The sequence below is a fragment of the Streptomyces sp. TRM68367 genome (genome assembly GCF_014495685.1).
GTDB lineage: Bacteria > Actinomycetota > Actinomycetes > Streptomycetales > Streptomycetaceae > Streptomyces.
Map to the genome: position 1 here is coordinate 36464 of NZ_JACTVI010000049.1, position 26119 is coordinate 62582.

Genomic DNA, 26119 nt, shown 5'->3' on the forward strand with positions numbered 1-26119 from the left:
CCCCGCTACACGGCGGCGGGGCCCCGGCCGGCGGGGAGCGCCCCCTGCGCCGCGGGGCCCCGCCTCGCCCTGCCCGGGCGGACTCCGGCCCGCCGCCCCTCCCCGGCCTCATCCTCCCGCCGCGAAGGCCACCGCGGACGCCGTCACCACCGACCCCAGCCGCGGGAAGTCGAGCGTCATCGACGCCTCACCGAGCCCGCCGACACCCAACTCCCCTCCGCCGCCCCACCGTTCGAGCAACAGGTCCTCTTCAGGGCCGACCGGGACCCCGGATACGCCTGCCGTCGCCGCGGCGGACGTGCCCGGCTCGGTCAGCCGGAACTCCCCCTTCGGCGTGCACATCGGGCAGCGCATGGACAGCCGGGCCCTCTTCACCGGCGCGATCGACGACGTACGGGTCTGGGACCGAGCCCTCGGGAAGTCGGAACCGGCCACCGCGGCGACGGCTTCGGCCACCCGCGGCACCGTCCTGTGGCTGCCCATGGACCGGGTGAGCGGCAGCCACTAACGTCCCGGAGCGTGCCCGACGACGCACGAGCACGACAGCGCGCGGGGACCGGGCTGGGCCTGCTGCTGGCCCTGGTCCTCGCGGCCGTGCTGCTCACCGCCCTCCCGGACGACGAGGAACAGGACGGCGACGACTGCAAGCCGCACACGGTCGCCGAATGGTCGGCGGACGACCGGCTCACCACCGAGTTCGCCCGCTACGGCGACGACCCGTCCCGCACCGACGACTGGACGGGCGGCGACGGCACCCACTCCGTGCGCCTCCCGGACGGCCGCCTGCTGTGGCTGTTCTCCGACACCTACCTCGGCCAGGTGCACGGCCCGCCCAACCCGGTCGGCGAGTCGTACGCCTGGCGGGAGACGACCGCGCCCCTGGTGCGCAACTCGGCCGTGGTGATGCGCGACGGCCGCCTGGAGTCCACCCTGCCCGCGCCGCTCTTCCCCGACCCCGCCCCGAACCAGTGGCGCTGGCCGGTCGCCGCCCGCGTGGAGCCCCGCTCCCCCGGCTCGTCGGAGCAGGTGCTGCGGGTGCTGCTGTGGGTGCGCACGGTCGGCGCCGCCCCGTGGATCTACGGCGTGCCCACCGCCACCGAGGTCGCCACCCTCACCCTGCCCGGGCTGCGGGTCGAGTCGATCACCAAGGTGCTCGACCAGCAGTTGGTCCCCGACCCGTCCCGGCGCGTCCTGTTCGGCACGACGCTGGTGGAGGAGGACGGCTGGACGTATGTGTACGGCGGCGACGACGGCCGGGCGGCGGCGCGTCCGGTCTCGCACGCGTACGTGGCACGGGTGCCCAAGGGGCGGCTGGCCGAGGCGGGCGCCTGGCAGTACTGGAACGGCTCGGCGTGGGCGGCGGCCGGTACCGCCCGCCCGCGCCCGGTGCTCGGGGACGGGCGGCGCGCCGGCGTGGGCAGCGCGTTCTCGGTGGTGCGGGACAAGGGGACGTACGTGCTGTTCACCATGGCCGCGGGCACCGGGGGGCTGACCACCGTGACGTCGTACTGGGCCTGCTCGCCCGCCGGGCCCTGGCAGGGACCGACGAAGCAGTTCAGCCCCTCGCTGCCGCAGGGCCAGGTCGCCGCGTACAACCCGCAGACGCATCCCGAGCTGAGCGGCGACGGCCGCCTGGTGCTCAGCTACGACGTCAACTGGCTGGACCCCACCGGCGCGCAGGCGCAGCTCAGCCGGAACGTGTCCCTGTACCGACCGCGGTTCGTGACGCTGCGGCTGGCGGAGCCGCGGTGACCTCCTGCGCGCGGGAGTCGCGCGAGCGGCGCTTGGCGATCACCGCGCACACCATCAGCTGCATCTGGTGGAACAGCATCAGCGGCAGCACGGCCAGCGAGGCGTGCGCGCCGAACAGGACGCTCGCCATGGGCAGCCCGGCGGCCAGGGACTTCTTCGAGCCGGCGAACTGGATCGCGATCCGGTCCTCGCGGCTGAAGCCCAGCGCCTTGCCGCCGTACCAGGTCAGCGTCAGCATCACGGCGAGCAGGACCGCCTCCACGCCCAGCAGGCCGGCCAGCCGGAGCGGGCTGACCTGCTGCCAGATGCCCTGCACCATGCCCGCGCTGAACGCCGTGTAGACGACCAGCAGGATCGAGCCGCGGTCGACGAGTCCCAGGACCTTCTTGTGCCGCGTGACGAAGCCGCCTATCCAGCGGCGCAGCAGCTGCCCGGCGAGGAACGGCACCAGCAGCTGCAGCACGATCTTGACCAGGGAGTCGGCGGAGAAGCCGCCGCCGCTGTTACCGAGCAACGAGGCCGCGAGCAGCGGGGTCAGGACGATGCCGGTCAGCGAGGAGAAGGAGCCCGCGCAGATCGCGGCGGGCACGTTGCCGCGGGCGATCGAGGTGAAGGCGATCGAGGACTGGATGGTCGACGGGACGAGGGTGAGGAAGAGCAGGCCCTGGTAGAGGGGGTCTGTGAGGATCACCGGGACCAGTCCGCGGGCGGCCAGGCCGAGCGCCGGGAAGACGGCGAAGGTGCAGGCCAGGACGGTGAGGTGGAGCCGCCAGTGCCGCAGGCCGTCCACCGCCTCACGGGTGGACAGGCGGGCGCCGTACAGGAAGAACAGGAAGGCGATCGCGGCCGTGGAGGCTGCGGAGGTGACGTCGGCGGCCGTGCCGCGCGCCGGGATCAGCGCGGCGAGGCCCACCGTCCCGAGCAGCAGGAGGATGTACGGGTCGACCGGGATCCAGCTCGGCCAGTGCAGGCGTTTCACGGTGCTCCACGTGCTCGTTCGTTGCGATGTCGCGTCGGCGGGACCAGGACGGCCCAGCCGCGGCCCTGGCGGTACCGGGGACGGGGGTCCCCCCGTCATCGTCCTCCTCCACCCGGCGATCAGGAATCCTGCATACCGCTCTCACTGTCATCACGATCCGCGATAACCTGGGGCGATGTACGACCCCTCGCACCTGCGCACGTTCCTGTCGGTGGCCCAGACGCTGAGCTTCACGCAGGCCGCCCGGCGGCTCGGGCTGCGCCAGTCGACCGTGAGCCAGCACGTGCGGCGCCTGGAGGAGGCCGCCGGGCGGACGCTGTTCACCCGGGACACCCACTCCGTGGAGCTGACCGAGGACGGCGAGGCGATGCTCGGCTTCGCGCGTCGGCTCCTGGAGGTGCACGAGCAGGCGACGGCGTTCTTCGCCGGCACCCGGCTGCGCGGCCGGCTGCGCTTCGGCGCGTCGGAGGACTTCGTGCTGACCCGGCTGCCGGAGATCCTGGAGGGCTTCCGGCACGACCACCCCGAGGTCGATCTGGAACTGACGGTCGAGCTGTCGGGCACGCTGCACGAGCAGCTCGCCGCCGGGAAGCTGGACCTGGTGCTGGCCAAGCGGCGCCCCGAGGACCGGCGCGGCGAACTGGTGTGGCACGACCGGCTGGTGTGGATCGGCGCCGAGCGGCTGCGCCTGGACCCCGAGCGCCCGGTGCCGCTCATCGTCTACCCGCCGCCCGGCATCACCCGGGCGCTCGCCATGGAGGCGCTGGAGCGGCAGGGCCGCCCGTGGCGCATCGCGTGCACCAGCGGCAGCCTCAACGGCCTGATCGCGGCGGCCCGCGCGGGACTGGGCGTGATGGCACACTCCCGCGGCCTGATCCCGCCGGGCCTGGTGCGGGTGCCGGACCGGGCGGGCCTGCCGGAACTGGGCCGCGTCGACTTCGTCCTGGTGCACGGCCCGCGCCGCACCTCCGCCCAGGAGGCCGCCGACGCCCTGGCGGCGGCCGTTCTGGCCGGCGGCGACCGCCTGCACCGCGCACAGCGCGAGCGCGGCTGAACGGCCGGGCCGACGTCGGCAGAAACCGGAGTAACGAATTCCGATCCGCCCGCGCTGACGGAAGAGGACACGGCGCCGGCGCCCTTGTGCGAGACTGCCGAGGGCGGTAATCGCGTCGTACAGATTCGGTGGAGATTAGGGCACCGAAAATTGTCCAACCGTCAGGATTCTGTCCGACCCTTCCGCATGTGAGCGCATTTTCCCCCCGCTGACCTGCGCGTCCTCAGGCGTTCTTCCATTTCGGCCCCCCTCCCGGCGCATGTGATGGTGGGGTAGCTTTCACGGCGCTGTGCGGAGCGTCACGAGTTGAAGCGCTGAGGAGCGGGGAGCGGGGTTTGCGCGAGTACACCAACCCTCCATTGGCGTTGGCACCTCCGGTGGGCGGCCTGGCCGACGCGGTCTTCCGGCATGCCCAGGAGGATCCGCTGTACGTCGCGCTCGGCCGCAAGGACGAGACGGGGCGGTGGCGGGACGTCACCTGTGCCGAGTTCCGCGACGAGGTGCTCGCCCTCGCCAAGGGCCTGCTGGCCCGTGGGGTCCGCTTCGGCGACCGCGTCGCGATCATGTCCCGTACCCGCTACGAGTGGACGCTGTTCGACTTCGCGCTGTGGACGATCGGCGCCCAGGTGGTGCCCCTCTACCCCACGTCCTCGGCGGAGCAGTGCTTCTGGACGCTCTACGACTCCGAGGTCAGCGCGGCGGTCGTGGAGCACGAGGACCACGCGATGACGATCGCCACCGTCATCGACCGGCTGCCGCAACTGCGCCATCTGTGGCAGCTGGACACCGGCGCCGTGCAGGATCTGTACGAGGCCGGCGCCCCTCTCGACGACGAGGTCGTGCACCGGCACCGGCAGGCCGTCACCCCCGACTCGGTCGCGACGATCATCTACACCTCCGGCACCACGGGCCGCCCCAAGGGCTGCGTCATCACCCACGGCAACTTCATGTTCGAGGCCGAGACGATGCGCGTGGGCTGGGAGCCGGTGTTCCACTCGAAGAAGGGCGACCAGGCCTCCACACTGCTGTTCCTGCCGCTGGCACACGTCCTCGGGCGGATGGTGGAGGTCGCCGCGATCCTCGGCAAGGTCAAGTTCGGCCACCAGCCGCAGCTCAGCGCGGCGGCGCTGCTGCCCGACCTGGCTGCATTCCGGCCGACGTTCATCCTCGCGGTGCCGTACATCTTCGAGAAGGTCTTCAACGCGGCCCGCCGCAAGGCCGAGAAGGAGGGCCGGTCGGGGCCGTTCGAGAAGGCCGTCGAGATCGCCGTGAAGTACGCGGACGCGGTGGAGGCGAAGGCCTGGGGCACCGGGCCCGGCCCGTCGGTGGGGCTGCGCATGCAGCACCAGCTGTTCGACAGGCTCGTCTACGTCAAGCTCCGCGCCGCGATGGGCGGGCGCATCCGCAACGCGATGACCGGCGGTTCGGGGATGGACCGGCGGCTCGGCCTGTTCTTCGCGGGCGCGGGCGTGCAGATCTACGAGGGGTACGGCCTGACCGAGTCGACGGCCGCCGCGACCGCCAACCCGCCCCAGCACACCCGCTACGGCACGGTCGGGCCGCCCATTCCGGGCGTCACCGTGCACATCGCGGACGACGGCGAGATCTGGCTGCACGGCGACAGCATCTTCCAGGGCTACCTCAACAACCCCAAGGCCACCGACCAGACTTTGCACGACGGCTGGCTGGCCACCGGCGACATCGGCTCCCTCGACGAGGACGGCTACCTCACCATCACCGGCCGCAAGAAGGAGATCCTGGTCACCTCCGGCGGCAAGAGCGTCTCGCCCTCGCAGCTGGAGGAGCGGGTGCGCGACCATCCGCTGGTCAACCAGTGCATCGTGGTCGGCAACGACCGCCCGTACGTCGCCGCCCTGGTCACCCTCGACCGCGAGGCCGTCGAGCACTGGCTGCAGATGCGCGGCAAACCGGCACTGCCGTCGGCCCAACTGGTGCGCGACTCCGACCTGGAGACGGAGGTGCGGCGTGCGGTGGTCGCCGCCAACACCCTGGTCTCGCAGGCCGAGTCGATCCGCACCTTCCGCATCCTGGCGCAGCCGTTCACCGAGGAGCACGGGCTGCTGACGCCGTCGCTGAAGCTGAAGCGCAAGGCGATCGAGAATGCGTACGCCAACGAGGTCGAGGCCCTCTACCGTGCCTGAGGTCTCCCGTGCGCGGCGCCCGGATTCCCGTGCGGAATGCATCGGGGCCGTTGATCGTTGACGATATGAGTACCACCTGACAGCAACCTAAGGATCGATGAGCTCGTGAGCAGCAAGGTCCCCCCGACCATCCTGAACAACGGCGTCGAGATGCCCCAGTTGGGCTTCGGTGTCTGGCAGGTGCCGGACGAAGAGGCGGAGACCGCCGTAGCCACGGCGCTTCAGGCCGGGTACCGCAGCATCGACACCGCGGCGATCTACGGCAACGAGGAGGGCACCGGCAAGGCCATCGCCGCCTCCGGCATCCCCCGCGAGGAGCTCTTCGTCACCACGAAGCTGTGGAACAGCGACCAGGGGTACGACTCCACACTGCGCGCCTTCGACACGTCCCTGGCCAAACTCGGCCTGGAGTACGTGGACCTGTACCTGATCCACTGGCCGCGCCCGGCCCGCGACCAGTACGTCGACACGTACAAGGCGTTCGAGAAGCTGCACGCGGACGGCCGGGTCCGCGCGATCGGCGTCTCCAACTTCCTCCCGGAGCACCTGGACCGCCTGATCGGCGAGACCTCGGTCATTCCGGCGGTCAACCAGATCGAGCTGCACCCGCACCTGCAGCAGCACGCCGCCCGCGAGTACCACGCGGAGCAGGGCATCGCCACCGAGGCCTGGTCGCCGCTCGGCCAGGGCAAGGGCCTGCTGGAGGTCCCGGCGATCGTCGCCATCGCGCAGAAGCACGGCCGCAGCCCGGCCCAGGTCGTGCTGCGCTGGCACCTCCAGCTCGGCAACGTCGTGATCCCGAAGTCGGTGACGCCGTCCCGGATCAAGGAGAACATCGACGTGTTCGACTTCAGCCTGGACACCGAGGACCTCGCGGCGATCAGCGCGCTGAACGAGGACCGGCGGATCGGTCCGGACCCGGCGACGCTCGACATCGGCTGAGCCACGGCCACCGCGCCGTCCGTGCGCCCCGGGACCCCACGGGCCCGGGGCGCACTGCTGTACACGGGTGTCGCCGACGTCCGTTCGAGCGCGCCTGGTTGACGCGATCATGGCGTCAGCGCAGGTTGACCCCGAGGTAAGGAAGCTTTCCTGACAGAAGGGTCCCACCGTGCGCATCCGACCACCGGCCCTCGCCGCGGCCTCCGCCGCCGCCCTGCTCGCCGCCGCGGCCCTCCCCGCCACCGCCTCCCCCGCCGCTCCCGCGGAGGGCTCGGTCGGCGCGGCCGAACTGCTCGCCAAGGTGCGGTCCTGCACGCGGGTCTCCCACGGCAGGTACCGCACCGACGCGAACAGCTCGGCCACCGTCCCCGTGTGCGGCGCGGACGGCGCCGTGTTCTGGAAGGCCGACATGGACATCGACTGCGACGGACAGCGCACCGCGAAGTGCAACGAGCGCACCAACCCCTGGTTCCAGGACGACACCGCGTTCCACCGGTCCGACGGCAGGCCGCTGCGCTCCGACACGCTGCCGTACGTCGTCGTGCCCGCCCCCAGCGGCATCTGGGACTACGCCGGGGCCGGTATCAAGGGCGGCGGTGTGGTGGCCGTCGTCTACCGGGGCAGGGTCCGGTACGCGGTCGTCGGCGACGCCGGACCCTCGCAGATCATCGGCGAGGCCTCGTACGCCACCGCCGAGGCCCTCGGCATCGACCCCGACCCGGCCACCGGCGGCACCGGCTCCGAGGTGACGTACATCCTGTTCACGGGCTCGCGGGTGTCCCCCATCGAGAACCACGACGCGGCGGTCACGCTGGGCGATCGCCTGGCCCGGGAGTTCGTGCGCGGCACCTGATCAGGGAGGCCGGCGCCGGTGCGGTCCGGGCGGGGTCATGCCGTCCGGACCGCTGTGTGCACGGTGTGGGCCGCCAGGATGAAGACGTCCGGCCTGCGGTGCACGCTCGCCGCATCCTCCGGGTCCAGGAGGCGGTCCAGGGTGGCACGGTCCTCGGCATCCAAGTGCTCGCCGCGGTTTTCGCGGATGCGGGACAGGTAGCCGGCGACATGGGCGCGGGCCCGGGCCGAGGCCGGTGCGGGCAGGTCGAGCAGGAAGCTGCGGGTGCGGGTGTGCTTCAGGCCGACGGCGGCCAGCAGCGCGGGCCAGTCCTCGGTCTCGGGGACGCTGTCCGACAGGTCGGCCCGCATCTGCGCGAACCACTCCTCCTCCAGCACGTCGATCCGCGCCTGCAGGCCGGGCCGCCCGATGCCGATGTCACGCGGCAGGAACCGTGTGGGCAGACCGCCCTCCAGCAGCGCCAGTGTGCCGCCGGGCGCCAGGCGGGCGGCGAAGGCGGCGAGTGCCGCGCGCTGGTCGCCCAGGTGGTGCAGGCTGCGGCTGGCCCACAGCAGGTCGGCCGGGTAGTCCAGGTCGTCGAGGACGCCGGGCAGCTCGCCGGCCAGGGTGCCGAAGCGGTCGGCGCAGCCCAGGCGCGCCGCCCGGGCCGTGGCCCGCTCCAGGAGCGGCTCGGAGCCGTCCACCGCGACGACCCGCGCGCCCGGGAAGGTCTCGGCGAACAGGCAGGAGACGACGCCGGGTCCGCTGCCGGCGTCGACGATCAGGCCCGGTTCGGTCACCTCCTTGCCGAGCCAGGCCAGGGCCCGTTCGTACAGCGGCGTGAACAGTTCCGCCTGGGTTTCGAGGTGCGCGGCCATCTCGGCCCAGTCGATGTCGGTGTGGTGGTTGTGCGGGTGCGCCATGGTCATGAGCCTCTCGTCCGGTGTGCCGCCAGCGTGCGCCGACGCACTGCGGTGCGGCAACCGATGTTGCGGAGGCGGCAAATAGCGCACGGCTGGACCGCCGGTCGACGACCCGGTGAACGACGGGGGCGGGGCGCAGCCGCCGCTGCGCCCCGTGGTGCCGTACTGCGGCCGGACGGCGACCGTCCGGCTGTGGGGTGTACGGTCCGCCGGGGCCCCAACCCCGGCGGACCGTCACCGGTGGCTCAGGACAGCGGCGGGAACGCGTTCTGCATCAGCTGCTGGAACTGCGCGGAGAACCAGTGTCCGGAGATCGGCGCGTCCGGCAGGGCACCGGACAGGTTGTCGCCGTTGCGCGGGTTGCCCGTGTAGGTCGGGTCGCACATCCGGTCGAAGCCCTTGCCCTCGTCGTTCGGGATCTCCTTGCTGGAACCGTCGGACTCCCCCGGCGGCTTCATCCAGACGTAGGCGTCGATCCCGGCCGCCGGGCCGGCCTGCGGCCGCTCGCCGAGGCCGGCTCCGGACTGGTTGCACCAGTTGCCGACGTGGATGCGGCGGTCGTAGCGGCCGCCGTCGACGTACGCGTCGACGTCCGTCATCGGGCCCGGGCCGGTGGGCCGGGCACTGCCGCCCCAGCCGTTGCGGGAGGTGTCGATCAGCATGCCGATGCCGGAGTTGAAGCCGGTCGACACCAGCTGCTGGCGGAAGGCCTGGGCGAAGGACAGCTCGTCGACGTACCGGTTCCAGTCGACCCACGCGGAATCGCGCACCGACTTGCCGCCGACCGACTGGTTGATGCTGAAGTTGTCCTCCTTCAGGGCGCTGTAGTTCGCCGTGTTGGTGATGAAGCCGTGCACGTCGTTGACGGTCGCGCCCTCGGCGGTGGCCGCCTCCTTCATCACGGTGGCGCTGGCGGCGAAGTTGTCGTCCCAGCCGATCCAGCCGTGGTGGCCGGCGTCGACGTAGTTGTAGACGTTCGGCACGTCGCCGAGCTTGTTCAGGGCGTAGCCGACGCCCTTGACGTAGTTGCCGTTCGCCTTCATCACGTCGCACTCGGGCGTGGCCGTGGGCCGGCTGCCGGTGTTGGTCACGAGGTTGGGCAGCGAGTCGATCTCGACCGTGGTCACGATCCGCAGGTCGGCGTACTTCGGGTCGGCGAGGATCGCGGCGATCGGGTCGACGTACTCCGTCTTGTACCGGCCGAGCTCCGTCGGGCCGAGTTCGCCGTTGGAGGCGAGCGCGGCGCAGTCGCGGCCGGGCAGGTTGTAGATGACGACCTGGAAGACGAGCTCTCCGGAGCCCTTCTGCTTCAGCGCCTCGTCGAGGTGGGCGCGCAGGCCCATATTGCCGTTCGCGCCATTGATGGCGGCGATCCGGTCCATCCACACACCGGTCGGCTGGTTGGCGATCCGGCTGCCGCCCGGCTCGGCGGCGGCCTTCGCGGACCACTCCGGGTTCACGTACACCTTGGCGCCCGAGTAGGGGTTGTCCACCTTCGGACCGACCGGGCCCGGCGGGTCCGTGGGTCCGCCGGGGCCACTGCCGTCGTCGACGTTGCAGGTGACGCCGTCGAGGGTGAACGTCGCGGGCATCGCGTTGCTGCCGCTGTAGGTGGCGTTGAAGCCGAAGCTGATCGAACCGCCGCTGGACAGCGTGCCGTTGTAGGTCTCGTTGGAGGCGGTCACGGCGCTGCCGCTCTGGGCGAGCTTCGCGTTCCAGCCGTTGGTGATCTTCTGGTTTCCGGCGTACGACCACTTCACCGACCAGGCGTTCTTGGCGGCGGAGTGGTTGGTGACGGTGACGGCGGCGGTGAATCCGGTACTCCACTGGTTCTGCACCTTGTAGTCCACAGTGCAGGGGACCGCGGCCGGCCCGACGTCGGCCGGATAGGCGGCCACCGCCGTTCCGGAGGCCCCGGCGACCAGCGCCAGGGCGGCGAAGAGCGCGGTTCTCGTGCGACTCATGAGTGCGGTTTTCCTATCCGTAGGGGACTGTCCGTCGAGGGCGCGCGGACACACGCGCGGCCCGGTGGATCCGTACGGCAAGGAGCGCAACGCGCACAGGGGGGCGGCGTGCGCGGCTAAAAGACCTGAACACGGGGGGTGGCGCATGAGCGACTCCTTGCAGTTCGCGCGCCGTCGTACGGACGCGTCGACTGATGGAACCGCTCCCACTGGTGTCAATGACGCTAGCGCCAAGTGACGGTAAAGAACAGGGGAGTCACTGACTTTCGCTCAACACGGCACATCGAATCTTTTCGACTCTTCAAGCACCTTGACCCCTTCCGGCCTCGTCCCCACTATGGGAGCGCTCCCACTGGTTCAGGCCTTGACTTTCTCCGAGCCGCAAGGAGGGACCAGCACCATGCATCCCCCACCCCGGAGACGCAGAGCCGTGCGGCGGTTGTGGACCGCCGCCGTCGCGGCTCTCGCGCTTCCGCTGACGATGCTGTCCACGGGAACTCCCGCGCGGGCCGCGGCGGTTCAGTGCAGCGTCGACTACAAGACCAACGACTGGGGCTCCGGCTTCACCGCGGACCTGACCCTCACCAACCGCGGCACGGACCCCATCGACGACTGGACCCTGACGTACGCCTACTCGGGCAACCAGAAGCTGACGGGCGGCTGGAACGGCATCTGGTCCCAGTCCGGCCGGACGGTCACGGTCAAGAGCGCCTCGTTCAACGCGCGGATCGCCGCGGGCTCCGCCGTCTCCACCGGTGCGCAGTTCACCTACAGCGGCACCAACGCCGCCCCCACGTCCTTCGCCGTCAACGGCACCCCCTGTAACGGCGCGCACCAGCCGCCGATCACCGTGCTGACCAGCCCCGCCGCGGGCGCGGTCTACACCCAGGGCGAGACGGTGCCGCTCGCGGCCACCGCCGCGGCCGCGGACAACGCCACGATCAGCAAGGTCGAGTTCTACGACGACACGAGGCTGCTCGGCACGGACACCAGCGCCCCCTACTCGCTTTCGGGCTCCGGCTTGACCGTGGGCAATCATTCCCTGGTGGCGAAGGCGTACGACAGCCTGGGCGCCTCCGCGGACTCCACGCCGGTCGGCATCACGGTCGCCGCGGGTCCCACCGTGGTCGCCTCGCCGGTCCAACTGGGCGTCCAGTCGGGCAAGACGGGCACGTACGAGGTGAAGCTGTCCAAGCAGCCCTCGGCCGACGTGACCGTCACGACGGCCCGCGCGAGCGGCAACACGGGCCTGTCGGTCACCGGCGGCGCGAAGCTCACCTTCACCCCGCAGAACTGGAACACGGCGCAGAAGGTCACCATCACGGCCGCCTCCTCCGGCACCGGCTCGGCCACCTTCGAGTCGTCGGCACCGGGCCATGCCAAGTCCGCGGTCACCGTGACGCAGCTCGCGGCCACGAAGGCGTTCGACGCGCGCTTCCTGGAGCTCTACGGGAAGATCACCAACCCGGCGAACGGCTACTTCTCGCCCGAGGGCATCCCCTACCACTCGGTCGAGACGCTGATCGTCGAGGCGCCGGACCACGGTCACGAGACCACCTCGGAGGCCTACAGCTACCTTCTCTGGCTGCAGGCCATGTACGGCAAGGTGTCCGGCGACTGGTCCAGGTTCAACAACGCGTGGGAGATCATGGAGAAGTACATGATCCCCACCCACGCCGACCAGCCGACGAACTCCTTCTACAACGCCTCGAAGCCGGCCACCTACGCGCCCGAGCTGGACACCCCCAACGAGTACCCGGCGAAGCTGGACAGCGGGGTCCCGGTCGGCTCGGACCCGATCGCGGGTGAGCTGAAGAGCGCGTACGGCACGGACGACGTCTACGGCATGCACTGGCTGCAGGACGTGGACAACACCTACGGCTACGGCAACTCGCCCGGCAAGTGCGAGGCGGGTCCGGCGGACACCGGGCCGTCGTACATCAACACCTTCCAGCGCGGTGCGCAGGAGTCGGTGTGGGAGACGGTGCCGCAGCCGACCTGTGACGCCTTCAAGTACGGCGGCAAGAACGGGTACCTGGACCTGTTCACCGACGACGCCTCCTACGCCAAGCAGTGGAAGTTCACCAACGCGCCCGACGCCGACGCGCGCGCCGTGCAGGCGGCGTACTGGGCGGACCTGTGGGCGAAGGAGCAGGGCAAGGGCGGTGACGTCTCCGCGACCGTGAACAAGGCCGCGAAGATGGGCGACTACCTGCGCTACGCCATGTACGACAAGTACTTCAAGAAGGTCGGCAACTGTGTGGGCCCCTCGTCCTGCCCGGCGGGCACCGGCAAGGACGCCTCGCACTACCTGCTGTCCTGGTACTACGCCTGGGGCGGTGCCACCGACACCTCGGCGGGCTGGGCCTGGCGCATCGGCTCCAGCCACGCGCACGGCGGCTACCAGAACCCGCTCGCGGCGTACGCGCTCGCCAACCACGCCCCGCTGAAGCCCAAGTCGTCGACGGGGCAGGCGGACTGGGCGAAGTCGCTGCAGCGGCAGATGGAGTTCTACCGCTGGCTGCAGTCCGACGAGGGCGCGATCGCGGGCGGCGCGACCAACAGCTGGCAGGGCCGCTACGCGACCCCGCCGGCCGGCAAGTCGACGTTCTACGGCATGTACTACGACGAGAAGCCCGTGTACCACGACCCGCCGTCCAACCAGTGGTTCGGCTTCCAGGCGTGGTCCATGGAGCGGGTCGCCGAGTACTACCAGCAGACGGGCAACGCGCAGGCCAAGACGGTCCTCGACAAGTGGGTCGACTGGGCGCTGTCCGAGACCACGGTCAACCCGGACGGCACCTTCCGCATCCCGTCGACGCTCCGGTGGTCGGGCCAGCCCGACACCTGGAACGCCGCCAACCCGGGCGCCAACAGCTCACTGCACGTCTCCGTCGTCGACTACACCAACGACGTCGGTGTGGCGGCCGCGTACGCCAAGACCCTGACGTACTACGCGGACCGCTCCGGTGACACGCAGGCGGCGAGCACGGCGAAGGCGCTGCTGGACGGCATGTGGACCAACCACCAGGACGCGCTCGGCATCGCCGTCCCGGAGACCCGCGCCGACTACAACCGGTTCGACGACGCGATCTACATCCCGAGCGGCTGGACCGGCACGATGCCGGGCGGCGACGCGATCAACTCGTCGTCCACGTTCGACTCGATCCGCTCCTTCTACGAGGACGACCCGGCCTGGTCGAAGATCGAGAGCTATCTCGCGGGCGGGGCCGTGCCCACGTTCACGTATCACCGGTTCTGGGCCCAGGCCGACATAGCCCTGGCCATGGGCTCGTACGCGGAGCTTCTCGAATAAGTCCCCGCCAAGCGCTCCGCGGGTCGGGCCGTGTTCGACTGCGGGTTCGTTGTGGCTGGTCGCGCCCGCGCGGCGGAGCCGCACATCGATGCAGTCCCGCGCCCCTGAAGGGGCGCTCCAGTGCACGGCGTTTCCCCGGAACCGCTTGAAGGCTCCGCGTACCGCGCCGGGCGGCCCCCACCCGCACAGGGGGCCGCCCGGTCGTCGCACGTTCCCCAAAGCAAGGCGCGTCTCCTCACGGAAGTTCACGCAGGCTCACGGAAGGACCCCCACCGTGCGAAGAACCCGCATCCTCACGGCCGTGCTGGCGCTCGCGGCCGGCCTGCTCGCGGGCACCCCGCCCGCGCTGGCCGCCGACAGCGCGCAGGTGGCGATCGCCGCCGACAGCTACACCTGGAAGAACGCCCGCATCGACGGCGGCGGCTTCGTGCCCGGCATCGTCTTCAACCGCACCGAGAAGAACCTGGCGTACGCCCGAACCGACATCGGCGGCGCCTACCGCTGGCAGGAGTCCACGAAGACCTGGACGCCGCTGCTGGACCACGTCGGCTGGGACGACTGGGGGCACACCGGGGTGGTGAGCCTGGCGTCGGACCCGGTGGACCCCGGCAAGGTGTACGCGGCCGTCGGCACGTACACCAACAGCTGGGACCCGAAGAACGGCGCGATCATGCGCTCCTCCGACCGGGGCGCGAGCTGGCGGAAGGCGGACCTGCCGTTCAAGCTGGGCGGCAACATGCCCGGCCGCGGGATGGGTGAACGCCTCGCGGTCGACCCGAACAAGAACAGCGTGCTGTACCTGGGCGCGCCCAGCGGTAAGGGCCTGTGGCGGTCGACCGACTCGGGCGTGACCTGGTCGCAGGTGGCGAACTTCCCGAACGTCGGCAACTACGTGCAGGATCCGAGCGACACGTCCGGGTACGCCAGTGACAACCAGGGCATCGTGTGGGTCACCTTCGACGAGTCCACGGGCACGTCCGGCAACGCGACCAGGACGATCTACGTCGGAGTCGCCGACAAGGACAACGCGGTGTACCGCTCGACGGACGCGGGAGCGACGTGGCAGCGGCTGGCGGGACAGCCCACCGGATACCTCGCCCACAAGGGCGTCCTGGATACGGAAAACGGCTACCTGTACATCGCATACAGCGACAAGGGCGGGCCGTACGACGGCGGCAAGGGCCAGCTGTGGCGGTACGCGACCGCGACCGGCACCTGGACGAACGTCAGCCCGGTCGCGGAGGCCGACACCTACTACGGCTTCAGCGGACTGACGGTGGACCGGCAGAAGCCGGGCACGGTCATGGCTACCGCATACAGTTCCTGGTGGCCGGACACCCAGCTCTTCCGCTCCACGGACAGCGGAGCGACCTGGACGAAGGCGTGGGACTACTCCTCGTATCCCAACCGCGAGAACCGCTACACCATGGACGTCTCGTCCTCGCCGTGGCTGACCTGGGGCGCGAACCCGTCACCGCCCGAACAGACCCCGAAACTGGGCTGGATGACGGAAGCGCTGGAGATCGACCCGTTCGATTCCAACCGCATGATGTACGGGACGGGCGCAACGATCTACGGCACCGAGAACCTCACGAACTGGGACAGCGGCAGCAAGTTCACCATCAAGCCGATGGTGCAAGGGCTGGAGGAGACCGCGGTCAACGACCTCGCCTCTCCCCCGTCGGGCGCCCCGCTGCTCAGCGCGCTCGGTGACATCGGCGGGTTCCGGCACACGGACCTGACGAAGGTCCCGCCGATCATGTACACCCAGCCGAACTTCACCTCGACGACGAGCCTGGACTTCGCCGAGACGAACCCCAACACGGTCGTCCGGGTCGGCAACCTCGACTCGGGCCCGCACATCGCGTTCTCGACGGACAACGGCGCCAACTGGTTCGCGGGCACGGACCCTTCGGGCGTCAGCGGCGGCGGCACGGTCGCGGCGGCCGCCGACGGCAGGCGGTTCGTGTGGAGCCCCGAGGGCACCGGGGTGCAGTACGCGACCGGGTTCGGCACCTCCTGGTCGGCGTCCAGCGGCATCCCGGCCGGCGCGATCGTCGAGTCCGACCGGGTCGCCCCCAAGACCTTCTACGGCTTCAAGTCCGGGAAGTTCTACGTCAGTACGGACGGCGGCGCGACGTTCAAGGAGTCCCCGGCCACCGGCCTCCCGAGCGGCGACAGCGTCCGCTTCAAGGCGCTGCCCGGCGCCAAGGGCGACGTGTGGCTGGCGGGCGGCGCGAGCGACGGGGCGTACGGCCTGTGGCACTCGACGGACGGCGGAGCTGGCTTCACGAAACTCTCGAACGTCGAGCAGGCCGACACCATCGGCTTCGGCAAGGCGGCGGCCGGTGCCTCGTACCAGACGCTCTACACCAGCGCGAAGATCGGCGGCGTACGCGGCATCTTCCGCTCCACGGACAAGGGCGCGACCTGGACCCGCATCAACGACGACGCCCACCAGTGGGGCTGGACGGGCGCGGCCATCACCGGCGACCCGCGGGTGTACGGGCGGGTGTACGTCTCGACCAACGGCCGCGGCGTGATCTACGGCGACACAACCGGCACCGGCGGCCCCGGTCCCACCGACCCGCCGGACCCCACGGGTGCCTGTGCGGTGACGTACAAGGTGACCAACCAGTGGTCGGGCGGCTTCCAGACGGAGGTGCGGCTGACCAACTCGGGAGCGGGCGCGTGGAACGGCTGGAGCCTTTCCTGGTCCTTCCCCGACGGTCAGAAGATCTCGCAGATGTGGAACGCCGAGCACACCCAGTCGGGTGCGTCGGTGACCGCGAAGAACGTCGGCTGGAACGGCACCGTGGCGGCCGGTTCGTCCGTGACCTTCGGCTTCACCGGGAGCGGGCCGGGCACGAGCGCGAGGCCGACCGCCTTCCGTCTGGGTGACCAGTCCTGCACGGTCGCCTGACACCCGGAGGGCGTGTGCCGGGTTCCGGCACACGCCCTCCGGGCGCTACCTCACCTCGCCGGTGTCACCGGGTCAGGGCGTGCGGACCGTCGGCCTGGGGGCCGCCGACATGCCGTCGCCGATGAAGAAGCTGGTGTGCGGCGGCTGGTTGTAGGCGGTGTTCTGCCAGGCCAGGGCCGTGCGGTACATGGGGTCGTGGAGGAGCGTGGTGATCCTCGTCTTCGTCTCGTGCGGCGTCGAGTAGATCCTGAGCGCCCGGTTGTCGCTGGTGCGCCAGATGACCTCCTCGCGCCAGTCGCCGAGGATGTCGCCGGACAGGACGGGCGTGGACTTCGTGCCGTTGTTGGAGGAGACGCCGGAGCCGGTCAGCAGGCGGGTGTCGCCCGAGGTGTCGTACTTGTCGATGCGGGTGCCGTCGAGGAGCTCGCGGGTGGTGTCGCCGTCCCACCAGGCCAGGAAGTTCGCCGACGACGGCTCGCGGCCCTTCGTGGCGCCGGAGCGGTCGCGGACGGAGGTGTCCGACGCGGACCACATCTCGGGGCCGGCGTTGCCCGCGTGGATGTCGCCGGCGACACCGCGGCCGTTGTCGCAGCACGCGCCCAGCTTCCAGCGGACGGCGCCGTTCGCCGGGTTGATGTACAGCGCGGCGGGCTGGCTCCTGGACTCGGAGACTTTGTAGTACTCAAGGCCGGAGGTCGACGGGTCGAGGTCGCCCAGGTGCTGCGCGTCGCCGTGCCCGGTCTTCGTGGTCCACAGGCCCCCGCCGTTGTCGTCGACGGCCATCGCACCGTAGACGATCTCGTCCTTGCCGTCGTTGTCGACGTCGCCGACGGACAGGCTGTGCGAGCCCTGGCCGTCGAAGCCCTTGCCCCTGTTGGTGGAGGAGTTGGTGTCGAAGGTCCAGCGGCGGGTGAACTGGCCGCCTCGCCAGTCCCAGGCGGCGATCACCGAGCGCGTGTAATAGCCGCGCGCCATGATCAGCGACGGACGGGAGCCGTCCAGATAGGCGGTGCCGGCGAGGAAGCGGTCGGCGCGGTTGCCGTAGTTGTCGCCCCAGCGCGCGAGGTTGCCGCGCGCCGGGACGTAGTCGACGGTCTGCATCGCCTTGCCGGTCTGCCCGTTGAACATGGTCAGGAACTCCGGACCGGTCAGGACCCGGCCGTCGGAGTTGCGGTGGTCGGCGGACGCGCTGCCGATCACGACGCCGGTGCCGTCCCGGGTGCCGTCGGCGGTCTTCATGGCGACCTCGGCCTTGCCGTCGCCGTCGTAGTCGTACGCCTGGAACTGCGTGTAGTGCGCGCCGGAGCGGATGTTGCGGCCCAGGTCGATGCGCCACAGGCGGGTGCCGTCGAGTTTGATGCCGTCGATGATCGTGTTGCCGGTGTAGCCCTCGTGGGCGTTGTCCTTGGCGTTGGTGGGCTGCCACTTCAGGACGATGTCGAGGGCGCCGTCGCCGTCGAGGTCGGCGACGGAGGCGTCGTTGGCCTCGTAGGTGTACGGGGAGTTGCCCGGGGCGGTGCCGCCGGCGGGTGGGCGGAGGGGGACGTCCTTGTAGCCGCTGCGGAACTGGATCGCGTGGACCGAGTCGCCCTGCTCGGTGCCGTTGACGACGGCCCGGACCGTGTAGTCGGCGGAGTTGGGGGCGCCGGCGTGGAAGTAGTTGGTGGATCCGGTGATCGGGCCGGAGTTGACCTTCGTGCCGGCCCGGTAGACGTTGAAGGAGACGTTGTCCGGGTCGGTGCCGAGCCAGCGCCAGCTGATCAGGTTGCCGCTGCCGGTGTGCACGCTGACGACGCCGCGGTCGAGGCCCTCGACCTGGCGGGCGGTGGCCGCGTCGGCGGTGTCGGTGCCGAGGGTTGTCAGGCCGGCGCCGGTCAGGGTCGCTGTCGCGAGCAGGGAGGTGAGGATGACGCCCCGGCGTCTGCGGTGCCTGTGCGGGTGCTTCACGGAGACGTACCTCCTGGGAGGACGGACGGGGGTTCCATCCCCTCAGTTGCCGCGGACGGCGTGCACGGTTGCCGTCTCTGGGGGCTCCGCCCCAGGCCCCCGATCGGCCTGAACGGCGATGTGCCCACCGGCGCTCCTAATGCCCCGGCAGGCAACGTTTGCCCGTCAAGGAGCGGCGTCCGGTGCGTGCTCTCGGCGTGCCGGCCGGAAGCCCTCGTACTGGACGTACTTGGGCTTTCGGCCGGTGCGGCGAGAGGGCGTGCCGGGCGTCGCGACGGGGCGAACGTTGCCTGCCGGGGGCACTAGTAGGGCTTTGTTAGGTACCCGTCGGCTTTCTGAACGCCCTGAGTGTGAACACGGGGTCGGGGCGCGGGCGGTCCTGGTCGGGGAGTTCGGCCAGGCGGTCGGTGTAGTGGTCCGCCTGAGGGCCGCGGGCGGGGATCGTCATGAACCAGCCGCGTCTGAGGTCGGCGATCGTGCGGCGGGGGCTGCGGCCCTGGCCGTGGCCGCGGAAGCGGGTCTGGCCGGCGGGTAGCAGGCCGTGGGCGCGGGCGTAGGCCTCGACGACCGCGGAGGCGTCCCGGACGGGGCTCGGCGGGCGGGTGGCGAGGATGGCATCGATGTCACTTCCCACATTGTGGGAGGGGCCCTTGTCGACGGTGGTGACGTAGACCCCACCCGGGCGCAGCACGCGGGCGCACTCGGCGACGAGGGTTCGCGCGTCCTCGGCGCTGCGCGACAGGTGCAGCAGCCAGACGCTGGTCACCGCGTCGAACTGGCTGTCCCGCAACGGCAGCCGGCGGCTGTCGGCGAGGACGACCGCGCCGGGCAGGCGTACGGCCGCCTGGCGGGCCATGCCCGCGGAGCGGTCGACGCCGGTCACCCGCAGGCCCTCGCGCCCGGCCGCGAGCCGCCGCGTCACGATGCCGGTGCCGCAGGCGACGTCGAGCAGGCTGCGGGCGCCGTGCGGGACGAGACCGAGGACGGACTCGGCGGCGGCCGCGGCCCGGGGCTCGCCGCCGCGCAGGGCGTCGTACGCCGCGGCCTCCTTGTCGTAGTCCAGCACCGGCTCAGCTCGCTCCGTGCGCGGGCGCCAGGGCCTCGACGCGCTGCGCGAGCTCGACGTCGAGTGCGGTGACGGCGCCGCCGACGCTGTGCGTGTTCACGGACAGCGACACGGTGTTGTAGCCGAGGGTGAGGTCGGAGTGGTGGTCGAGCTCGTCCTGCACCTGGGCGATGTGCACGACCATCGCCGCCGCCGCGACGTGCGAGCCGAGCCGGTAGGAGCGGGTGAGGCGGTCGCCGTCCAGTGACCAGCCCCGCAGCTCGGCCAGCCGCTCCTCGATCTCCTTCTGGGCCAGCGGTTCGACGGGCATGGGCTGCACTCCTTCGCTCGTACCGGGTCTCCCCCTTTCAGCGTGCCACAGCAGGCGGCCCGGGGCCCTGGTCAGGGGCGTGCGCCTGCCCGGCACGCACCCCGGGTCGGCTACGGTCGTCCCATGACCACTCACCCCTCCGCCGCCGCAGCCTCCGCCGGTCAGGGCGTGGGTCCCCTGCTGCGGGCCTGGCGGGAGCAGCGGCGGGTCAGCCAGCTGGCGCTGCGCGCGGACTCAGCGCGGCGAAGTCGGCCACGGCCAGCCCCTGGAGCACCGTCCACACCGCGCCCGCGGCGGTCGGCGTGAGCCACAGCGCGAGGGCGAGGCAACTGAGCGCCGCCCAGGCGAGGTTGGCCTCCACGACGGCCCGCACGCCGAGCGCCGGCGGGCGGCGCCGCGAGGCCAGCCACCGACCGCGCCGCGTAGACGGCGAGGAACGCGCCGAGGATCAGCAGCAGCCGCTGGCTGGTTCCGAGGAGGCGGCCGAGCGGGTCCGAGGCGGCGAGGTAGGCGAGCGCGTTGGCGCCGGTCACCACCGCGTCGAGGGCCAGGAAGCGGCGCAGCCTCGACTGCGGCTCCGAGGTGCGGGCGAGCGCGGCAAGCTGGGTCGCGGACATGACGAATCACCCTCCGTCGGGATCGGGATGCGGCGTGCTGCCCGGGGTCCGGGCCGGAGTGCGCCGGCCCGGACCCCGGTACGTCCACGATCGCGCCCACGGCCTGACCGGTCGATTACCCCGGACGTAAGCCCCCCGGGGCGAGCTCCTCCCCTCCGACACCGTGAGACTGCCGCCGGAACATGACAGACTGCACGCAGGCTTAGGCGCGTTGGGGAGGCGTGGCGTGAGTGAGCGGCGGGCCGCGCCCACCGTGGGCCAGGTGGTGCTGGGAAAGCGGCTGCAGGAGTTGCGGGAGGCGGTCGGCCTGTCCCGCGAGGAGGCCGCGCGGGTCCTGCGGGTGGCGCCCGCGACCGTGCGGCGCATGGAGACGGCCGACGTCGCGCTGAAGATCCCGTACGTGCAGATCCTGCTGACCGCGTACGGAGTGGCCGAGGACGAGGTGACGGCGTTCGTCGACCTCGCCGAGGAGGCGAACCGGCCGGGCTGGTGGCAGCGGTACCACGACGTGCTGCCGGACTGGTTCAGCCTGTACGTGAGCCTGGAGGGCGCCGCCCGGATCGTCCGCTCCTACGAGCCCCACTTCGTGCCGGGGCTGCTGCAGACCGAGGAGTACGCGCGTGCCGTGCTGGAGGCCGGGACCGTCGGGCAGACGGGGTCGCAGTCGGTGGAGCGGCACGTGTCGCTGCGCATGGAGCGGCAGCGCCTGCTGGACCGGGACGACCCGCCCCACCTGTGGGTGGTGATGGACGAGACGGTGCTGCGGCGCCCGGTGAGCATCGGCGGCAAGGTCATGCGCGACCAGATGGACAAGCTCCTGGAGTACGCCGCGCGCGACCGCGTCACTCTCCAGGTCGCCGAGTTCGCGGACGGTCCGCATCCGGGGACGTACGCGCCGTTCACGCTGTTCCGCTTCGCCGAGCCCGAGCTGCCCGACATGGTCTTCACGGAGTACCTGAGCGGCGCCCTGTACCTGGACTCGCGCAGGGAGGTCTCCGCGCACCTGGAGGTCCTGGACCACATGACGGCCCGCGCCGCCTCCGTGCAGCGCACCCAGGAGCTGCTGCTGGAGTGCCGCGACGGCTTTTGAGCCGTACCGGCCGGCGAGGGCCCTGACCCGTACGGGCGCCGCCGGAAGGTGCGCTTCCGCGCTCGCCCCTAGCGTCGAGGGACGGGGCGAGCAAAGGAGGCCTGATGCCCGTTTTCGAGGTGCTGTACCAGGCGGCCGCGCTGTGCCTGACGTACCCCGGTGAGGACTTGCGCGCCCGGCTGCCGCTGCTGCGGGAAGCCGCCCCGCAGTTGCGGGAGTTCACCGACCACGCGGCCGTCACCCCGCCGCGCGAACTCGCCGCCCACTACGTGCGGGTCTTCGAGTCCGGGGACCGGCACAGTCTGTACCTGTGCCGGTGGGGCGGCAGATCACTGAGTTCCTTCGAGGACCTGTACCGCGCGCACGGCCTCGCGTTCACCGACGGCGAGCGGCCCGACTTCCTGCCCGCGGTGCTGGAGTTCACGTCCCGCACCGGCGAGACCGCCCTGCTCACCGAGCACCGCGAGCCCCTGAAGCAGCTCCGCACCCGGCTCACCGACTACGGCACACCGTACGCAACGGTCCTGGACGCCGTATGCGCCACGCTGCCGGCCGCACACACCGACCCCGGAGAGACACCGCCGTGAGCCGATCGCCCCGTGGACGCGCGTAGTTCTCGTGGTGGGGGCGCTACGCGGCGCCGCCCCTGGAGTCCTTGGAGTCCTTGGCGTCCTTGGCGTCCTTCTCGTCGTCCACGATCTCCGCGTCGACCACGCCCTCCTCTTCCTGTGGCGGGGTGTGCTGTTCCTGTGGCCCGGTGCCCTCGGTGGGGGTCTGCTGGGCCTGTTCGTACATGGCCTGGCCCATGCGCTGGCTGACCGAGGCGAGTTTCTCGACGCCCGTGCGCAGGGCGGCGGTGTCGGCCTGCTGCTCCAGCTGGGACTTCAGCTCGGCGACGGCCGACTCGACCTCGGACTTCGTGTCGGCGGGGACGCGCTCCTCGTTGTCCCGGAGGAACCTCTCGGTCTGGTAGACGAGTTGCTCGGCCTGGTTGCGGGTCTCGGCCGCCTCGCGCCGCTGACGGTCCTCGTCGGCGTACTGCTCGGCATCCCGCATCATGCGGTCGATCTCGTCCTTGGGCAGCGCCGAGCCGCCGGTCACGGTCATCTTCTGCTCGCGCCCGGTGGCCAGGTCCTTCGCGGAGACGTGCATGATTCCGTTGGCGTCGATGTCGAAGGCCACCTCGATCTGCGGGACGCCGCGCGGGGCGGGCGGCAGGCCGGTGAGGTCGAAGACGCCGAGCTTCTTGTTGTAGGCGGCGATCTCGCGTTCGCCCTGGTAGACCTGGATGCCGACGGAGGGCTGGTTGTCGGTGGCCGTCGAGAAGATCTCCGAACGCCGGGTCGGGATCGTGGTGTTGCGCTCGATCAGCTTGGTCATGATGCCACCCTTGGTCTCGATGCCCAGGGACAGCGGGGTGACGTCGAGCAGCAGGACGTCCTTGACGTCGCCGCGGATGACGCCCGCCTGGAGCGCGGCGCCCACGGCCACCACCTCGTCCGGGTTGACGCCCTTGTGCGGGTCCTTGCCGGTGAGGTCCTTGACCAGGTCGGTGACCGCGGGCATGCGGGTCGAGCCGCCGACGAGGATCACGTGATCGACCGCGGCGAGCTTGATGCCGGCGTCCTTGACGGCCTGGTGGAAGGGGGTCGTGCAGCGGTCGAGGAGGTCGGCGGTGAGCTCCTGGAACTGGGCGCGGGTCAGCTTCTCGTCGAGGTGCAGGGGCCCTTCGGCGGAGGCCGTGATGTAGGGCAGATTGATCGTCGTCTCCGAGGAGCTGGACAGCTCCATCTTGGCCTTCTCGGCACCCTCGCGCAGCCGCTGCACGGCCATCTTGTCGCCCGCCAGATCAATGCCGTACTGGCCCTTGAACCGCTTGACCAGGTGTTCGACGACCCGCTGGTCCCAGTCGTCGCCGCCGAGGTGTGTGTCGCCGTTGGTGGCCTTGACCTCGATGACGCCCTCGCCCATCTCCAGCAACGACACGTCGAAGGTGCCGCCGCCGAGGTCGAAGACCAGGACCGTCTGGTCGTTCTCCTTGTCCAGGCCGTACGCCAGCGCCGCCGCCGTCGGCTCGTTGATGATCCGCAGCACCTTCAGGCCGGCGATCTCCCCGGCCTCCTTGGTGGCCTGCCGCTGCGCGTCGTCGAAGTAGGCGGGGACCGTGATCACGGCGTCCGTGACGTCCTCGCCGAGGTAGGCCTCCGCGTCCCGCTTCAGCTTCTGCAGCACGCGCGCGGACAGCTCCTGCGCCCGGTAGCGGGTGCCGTCGATGTCGCCCTGATCCGGGAAGCGCCAGCCCGCGTCTCCCATGTGCCGCTTCACCGAGCGCGCGGTGCGCTCCACGTTCGTCACGGCCTGACGTTTGGCGACCTCGCCCACCAGCACCTCGCCGTTCTTGGCGAAGGCCACAACCGACGGCGTGGTCCTGGCCCCCTCCGCGTTGGCGATGACGGTGGGTTCACCGCCCTCCAGCACGGCCACCACCGAGTTCGTGGTCCCGAGGTCGATCCCGACCGCACGTCCCATCGCTGTCCCCTTCCGCCAGGGCACCTCTCCGAACTCCAGCACAAAACTTGAGTGGCCTGTTGTCAATGCCTTGAGCGGGTTCCTGTCAATGACAGACAAACGTCCATGAGCGACAAACATGAGAGACAAAAGAGCGGGCGCGCGGGGCGCGGTCAGTCGGCCGACGGGGTCTCCGGCAACGGCTCCGTGGTGGCGAGGCCGGGGCGAGCGGTCTCCGGCGCCGTGTCGCGCAGGGTCAGGGCGCGCCGGGGCCGGTCGGTGATCAGCACGTCCACGCGTTCGTCGGTGAGGAAGGCGCGCATGAGGGCGTCGTCGTTGACCGTCCACACCATGGTGTACAGACCGTGCCGGGCGGCCTCGCGCAGCACGTTGGTGCGGGCGAGCCGCTGGTGCACGGCGACTCCGTGCGCCCCGCAGGCCCGCACCCGGCGCATGGGGAACAGCTCGCTCAGCCGGGTCCCCGGCAGCCGGGCCAGCCCCATCTCACTGCGGCTGCGGCCCAGGGACAGGGCGGTGCGCACTTGCGGGAAGTGCTCGGCGATGGCGGCGACGGAACGGTCCTCCAGGGTCGTGGCGACGAAGCCGTCCGTGCCGAGCAGGGCGATCGCCCGGTCGATCAGGTCGCGCTCGTAGCCCTCCTCCTTCAGATCCAGGTGCCCGACGAGCTTCCCGGCGATCAAGGACATGACGTCGTCGACGACGGGGACCGGGTATCCGGCCCGCTCGCTCAGCTCGGCGTGCGTGAGGGCGGACAGCAGTGGGCCGGTGTGCCGCACCCGCGGGTCGTGGTAGACGACGTAGACGCCGTCGGCGGTGCGGCGGATGTCGAACTCCACGTACTCCGCGCCGGACAGCAGGGCGTCCTCGTACGCCTCCCAGGTGGCGGGCCCTGCTGCTTCGGATCCACCCCGGTGGGCGGAGACGGCGGGTCGTGGCGTCATGTCGGTCAGCTCCCGGAGGAAGGGCGCGGCGCGGGTACGGGTACGGGGTCGGCGCCGCCGCCGTGGGATGGCGACAGCAGCGAACCGGAGCGGGTGCTGACCCGCTTGAGCAGCACGTATCCGATCGCGACCAGGACGACGAAGGGAAGCCAGGCCAGAGCGTACGCCACGCCGTAGGCGCGCAGGTCGAGGATGGAGCGGTACTCGTCCACGTTGGTGGCGTTGGGCGCCGAAGAACGCCAGCAGCAGCGTCGGCGGCAACGCGATCAGCGTGGCGGCGGCGACCAGGCCGGAGACGGTGCGGTCGCGGCGGTCGTCGCGCTCGGCGAGTTCGGCGTCCAGGGTGGCGGAGCGGGCGTTGATGACGGAGGTCAGGCGCTCGACCATGCGGGCCGAGTTGTCGAGGCTGTCGCGGATGCCGAGGGTGTCGCGCAGCGAGGACTGGAAGCCCTCGATGACCATCTCGGGGATCAGCAGGCTGTCGACGTAGGCCTCGATAGCCGCCGTCGGTACGCACCCGGCCGGCCAGGCTGCACAGCAGCAGGATGCGGGTCTTGACGCGGGTGGCGGAGTCGAGCACCGCCGCGCTGCTGGACGTTCCCGGCAACATCACGAACCTTTCCGGCACTGGGGCGAAGGGCGTCGTCTTGATACCCCGCGCGGGGACCGCTCGATACGTCGAACGGCGACCGTTCGATGCGCCGCGTGGCGCGCTGCCCCCGGTCCGTGAACCGCCGGCGCGCAGGCCGCCCCCACGGGACGGCCTGCGCGC

Annotated in this window: 18 protein-coding genes and 4 pseudogenes; 12 read left to right on the top strand and 10 right to left on the bottom strand. The window is 71.1% G+C overall.

Translation table 11 applies throughout. The features are described from left to right. Window positions 1-108: 108 nt before the first annotated feature. A complete protein-coding gene (locus H8R17_RS27105) occupies window positions 109-342 on the bottom strand; it encodes a hypothetical protein (protein WP_187825832.1) in 234 nt (77 codons plus the stop codon). Here H8R17_RS27105 and H8R17_RS27110 point away from each other — a divergent pair. Then, window positions 263-508 (top strand): annotated as a pseudogene (locus tag H8R17_RS27110) (LamG-like jellyroll fold domain-containing protein); the annotation flags it as partial. The gene H8R17_RS27105 and the pseudogene H8R17_RS27110 overlap by 80 nt on opposite strands. Window positions 509-519: 11 nt before the next feature. After that, window positions 520-1752, top strand: coding sequence for a DUF4185 domain-containing protein (locus tag H8R17_RS27115; protein ID WP_187825833.1), 1233 nt, complete (start codon window positions 520-522; stop codon window positions 1750-1752). Here H8R17_RS27115 and H8R17_RS27120 read toward each other — a convergent pair. Beyond that, complete coding sequence (locus H8R17_RS27120) at window positions 1688-2731, bottom strand: bile acid:sodium symporter family protein (protein WP_316959546.1); 1044 nt, start codon at window positions 2729-2731, stop codon at window positions 1688-1690. The two genes, H8R17_RS27115 and H8R17_RS27120, sit on opposite strands and share 65 nt — an antisense overlap. 175 nt (window positions 2732-2906) lie before the next feature. On the opposite strand from H8R17_RS27120, the gene H8R17_RS27125 reads away from it, so the two are divergent. From H8R17_RS27125 to H8R17_RS27140, 4 genes are all read left to right on the top strand, one after another. Next, window positions 2907-3785 (top strand): LysR substrate-binding domain-containing protein, encoded by an 879-nt coding sequence (locus H8R17_RS27125; RefSeq protein ID WP_187825835.1) that lies wholly within the window; start codon window positions 2907-2909, stop codon window positions 3783-3785. A 335-nt stretch (window positions 3786-4120) separates the two neighbouring features. After that, window positions 4121-5947 carry a long-chain fatty acid--CoA ligase gene (locus H8R17_RS27130; RefSeq protein WP_187825836.1) on the top strand — a complete coding sequence of 609 codons (1827 nt, stop codon included), beginning with the start codon at window positions 4121-4123 and terminating at the stop codon, window positions 5945-5947. A gap of 105 nt (window positions 5948-6052) precedes the next feature. Then, window positions 6053-6889, top strand: coding sequence for an aldo/keto reductase (locus tag H8R17_RS27135; protein ID WP_187825837.1), 837 nt, complete (start codon window positions 6053-6055; stop codon window positions 6887-6889). 169 nt (window positions 6890-7058) lie between these two features. Continuing rightward, on the top strand, window positions 7059-7742 hold the full coding sequence (locus H8R17_RS27140; protein WP_187825838.1) for a glycoside hydrolase family 75 protein: 684 nt from the start codon (window positions 7059-7061) through the stop codon (window positions 7740-7742). 35 nt (window positions 7743-7777) lie between these two features. Here the strand turns inward: H8R17_RS27140 and H8R17_RS27145 are convergent, their stop codons facing one another. Beyond that, window positions 7778-8644: a trans-aconitate 2-methyltransferase gene (locus tag H8R17_RS27145; RefSeq protein WP_187825850.1), complete on the bottom strand. Its 867-nt coding sequence runs from the start codon at window positions 8642-8644 to the stop codon at window positions 7778-7780. A 245-nt stretch (window positions 8645-8889) separates the two neighbouring features. Next, window positions 8890-10608: a glycoside hydrolase family 6 protein gene (locus H8R17_RS27150; protein ID WP_187825839.1), complete on the bottom strand. Its 1719-nt coding sequence runs from the start codon at window positions 10606-10608 to the stop codon at window positions 8890-8892. A 400-nt stretch (window positions 10609-11008) separates the two neighbouring features. Between H8R17_RS27150 and H8R17_RS27155 the strand changes: the two genes are divergently transcribed. Both H8R17_RS27155 and H8R17_RS27160 read left to right on the top strand, forming a co-directional pair. Beyond that, entirely contained in the window at window positions 11009-13924 is a 2916-nt protein-coding gene (locus H8R17_RS27155; RefSeq protein ID WP_187825840.1) for a glycoside hydrolase family 48 protein, read from the top strand. A gap of 274 nt (window positions 13925-14198) precedes the next feature. Next, window positions 14199-16847, top strand: coding sequence for a cellulose binding domain-containing protein (locus tag H8R17_RS27160; protein WP_187825841.1), 2649 nt, complete (start codon window positions 14199-14201; stop codon window positions 16845-16847). A gap of 72 nt (window positions 16848-16919) precedes the next feature. Here the strand turns inward: H8R17_RS27160 and H8R17_RS27165 are convergent, their stop codons facing one another. From H8R17_RS27165 to H8R17_RS27175, 3 genes are all read right to left on the bottom strand, one after another. Next, window positions 16920-18794, bottom strand: coding sequence for a rhamnogalacturonan lyase (locus tag H8R17_RS27165; protein WP_187825842.1), 1875 nt, complete (start codon window positions 18792-18794; stop codon window positions 16920-16922). Between the two features lie 316 nt (window positions 18795-19110). Further along, a complete protein-coding gene (locus H8R17_RS27170; RefSeq protein WP_187825843.1) occupies window positions 19111-19860 on the bottom strand; it encodes a class I SAM-dependent methyltransferase in 750 nt (249 codons plus the stop codon). Between the two features lie 4 nt (window positions 19861-19864). Next, window positions 19865-20170, bottom strand: a complete 306-nt coding sequence (locus H8R17_RS27175; RefSeq protein ID WP_187825844.1) for a 4a-hydroxytetrahydrobiopterin dehydratase — start codon at window positions 20168-20170, stop codon at window positions 19865-19867. 123 nt (window positions 20171-20293) lie between these two features. Between H8R17_RS27175 and H8R17_RS47450 the strand changes: the two are divergent. Then, window positions 20294-20416, top strand: a pseudogene (locus H8R17_RS47450) (transcriptional regulator); the annotation flags it as partial. Here H8R17_RS47450 and H8R17_RS27180 read toward each other — a convergent pair. Continuing rightward, a pseudogene (locus tag H8R17_RS27180) lies at window positions 20379-20787 on the bottom strand (hypothetical protein). The pseudogenes H8R17_RS47450 and H8R17_RS27180 sit on opposite strands and share 38 nt — an antisense overlap. 226 nt (window positions 20788-21013) lie before the next feature. Between H8R17_RS27180 and H8R17_RS27185 the strand changes: the two are divergent. Next, window positions 21014-21877 (top strand): Scr1 family TA system antitoxin-like transcriptional regulator, encoded by an 864-nt coding sequence (locus tag H8R17_RS27185; protein WP_187825845.1) that lies wholly within the window; start codon window positions 21014-21016, stop codon window positions 21875-21877. A gap of 104 nt (window positions 21878-21981) precedes the next feature. Next, complete coding sequence (locus H8R17_RS27190; protein ID WP_187825846.1) at window positions 21982-22464, top strand: nitrate reductase molybdenum cofactor assembly chaperone; 483 nt, start codon at window positions 21982-21984, stop codon at window positions 22462-22464. Between the two features lie 43 nt (window positions 22465-22507). On the opposite strand, the gene dnaK is transcribed toward H8R17_RS27190, so the two are convergent. Together dnaK and H8R17_RS47455 are read right to left on the bottom strand one after the other, a co-directional pair. Next, on the bottom strand, window positions 22508-24406 hold the full coding sequence (gene dnaK / locus H8R17_RS27195) for a molecular chaperone DnaK (RefSeq protein ID WP_187825847.1): 1899 nt from the start codon (window positions 24404-24406) through the stop codon (window positions 22508-22510). A 152-nt stretch (window positions 24407-24558) separates the two neighbouring features. Beyond that, entirely contained in the window at window positions 24559-25809 is a 1251-nt protein-coding gene (locus H8R17_RS47455; RefSeq protein WP_262505540.1) for a glycerophosphodiester phosphodiesterase family protein, read from the bottom strand. Window positions 25810-25892: 83 nt separating this feature from the next. Between H8R17_RS47455 and H8R17_RS45840 the strand changes: the two are divergent. Next, window positions 25893-26119: pseudogene (locus tag H8R17_RS45840) on the top strand (hypothetical protein); the annotation flags it as partial.

What these genes read in the sequence shown, in the direction of transcription:
- H8R17_RS47455 (WP_262505540.1), bottom strand. Translation starts at nt 25,809, where the DNA reads ATGGTCATCGAGGGCTTCCAGTCCTCGCTGCGCGACACCCTCGGCATC.
- H8R17_RS27145 (WP_187825850.1), bottom strand. Translation starts at nt 8,644, where the DNA reads ATGGCGCACCCGCACAACCACCACACCGACATCGACTGGGCCGAGATG.
- H8R17_RS27175 (WP_187825844.1), bottom strand. Translation starts at nt 20,170, where the DNA reads ATGCCCGTCGAACCGCTGGCCCAGAAGGAGATCGAGGAGCGGCTGGCC.
- H8R17_RS27190 (WP_187825846.1), top strand. Translation starts at nt 21,982, where the DNA reads ATGCCCGTTTTCGAGGTGCTGTACCAGGCGGCCGCGCTGTGCCTGACG.
- H8R17_RS27155 (WP_187825840.1), top strand. Translation starts at nt 11,009, where the DNA reads ATGCATCCCCCACCCCGGAGACGCAGAGCCGTGCGGCGGTTGTGGACC.
- dnaK (WP_187825847.1), bottom strand. Translation starts at nt 24,406, where the DNA reads ATGGGACGTGCGGTCGGGATCGACCTCGGGACCACGAACTCGGTGGTG.
- H8R17_RS27150 (WP_187825839.1), bottom strand. Translation starts at nt 10,608, where the DNA reads ATGAGTCGCACGAGAACCGCGCTCTTCGCCGCCCTGGCGCTGGTCGCC.
- H8R17_RS27125 (WP_187825835.1), top strand. Translation starts at nt 2,907, where the DNA reads ATGTACGACCCCTCGCACCTGCGCACGTTCCTGTCGGTGGCCCAGACG.
- H8R17_RS27105 (WP_187825832.1), bottom strand. Translation starts at nt 342, where the DNA reads ATGTGCACGCCGAAGGGGGAGTTCCGGCTGACCGAGCCGGGCACGTCC.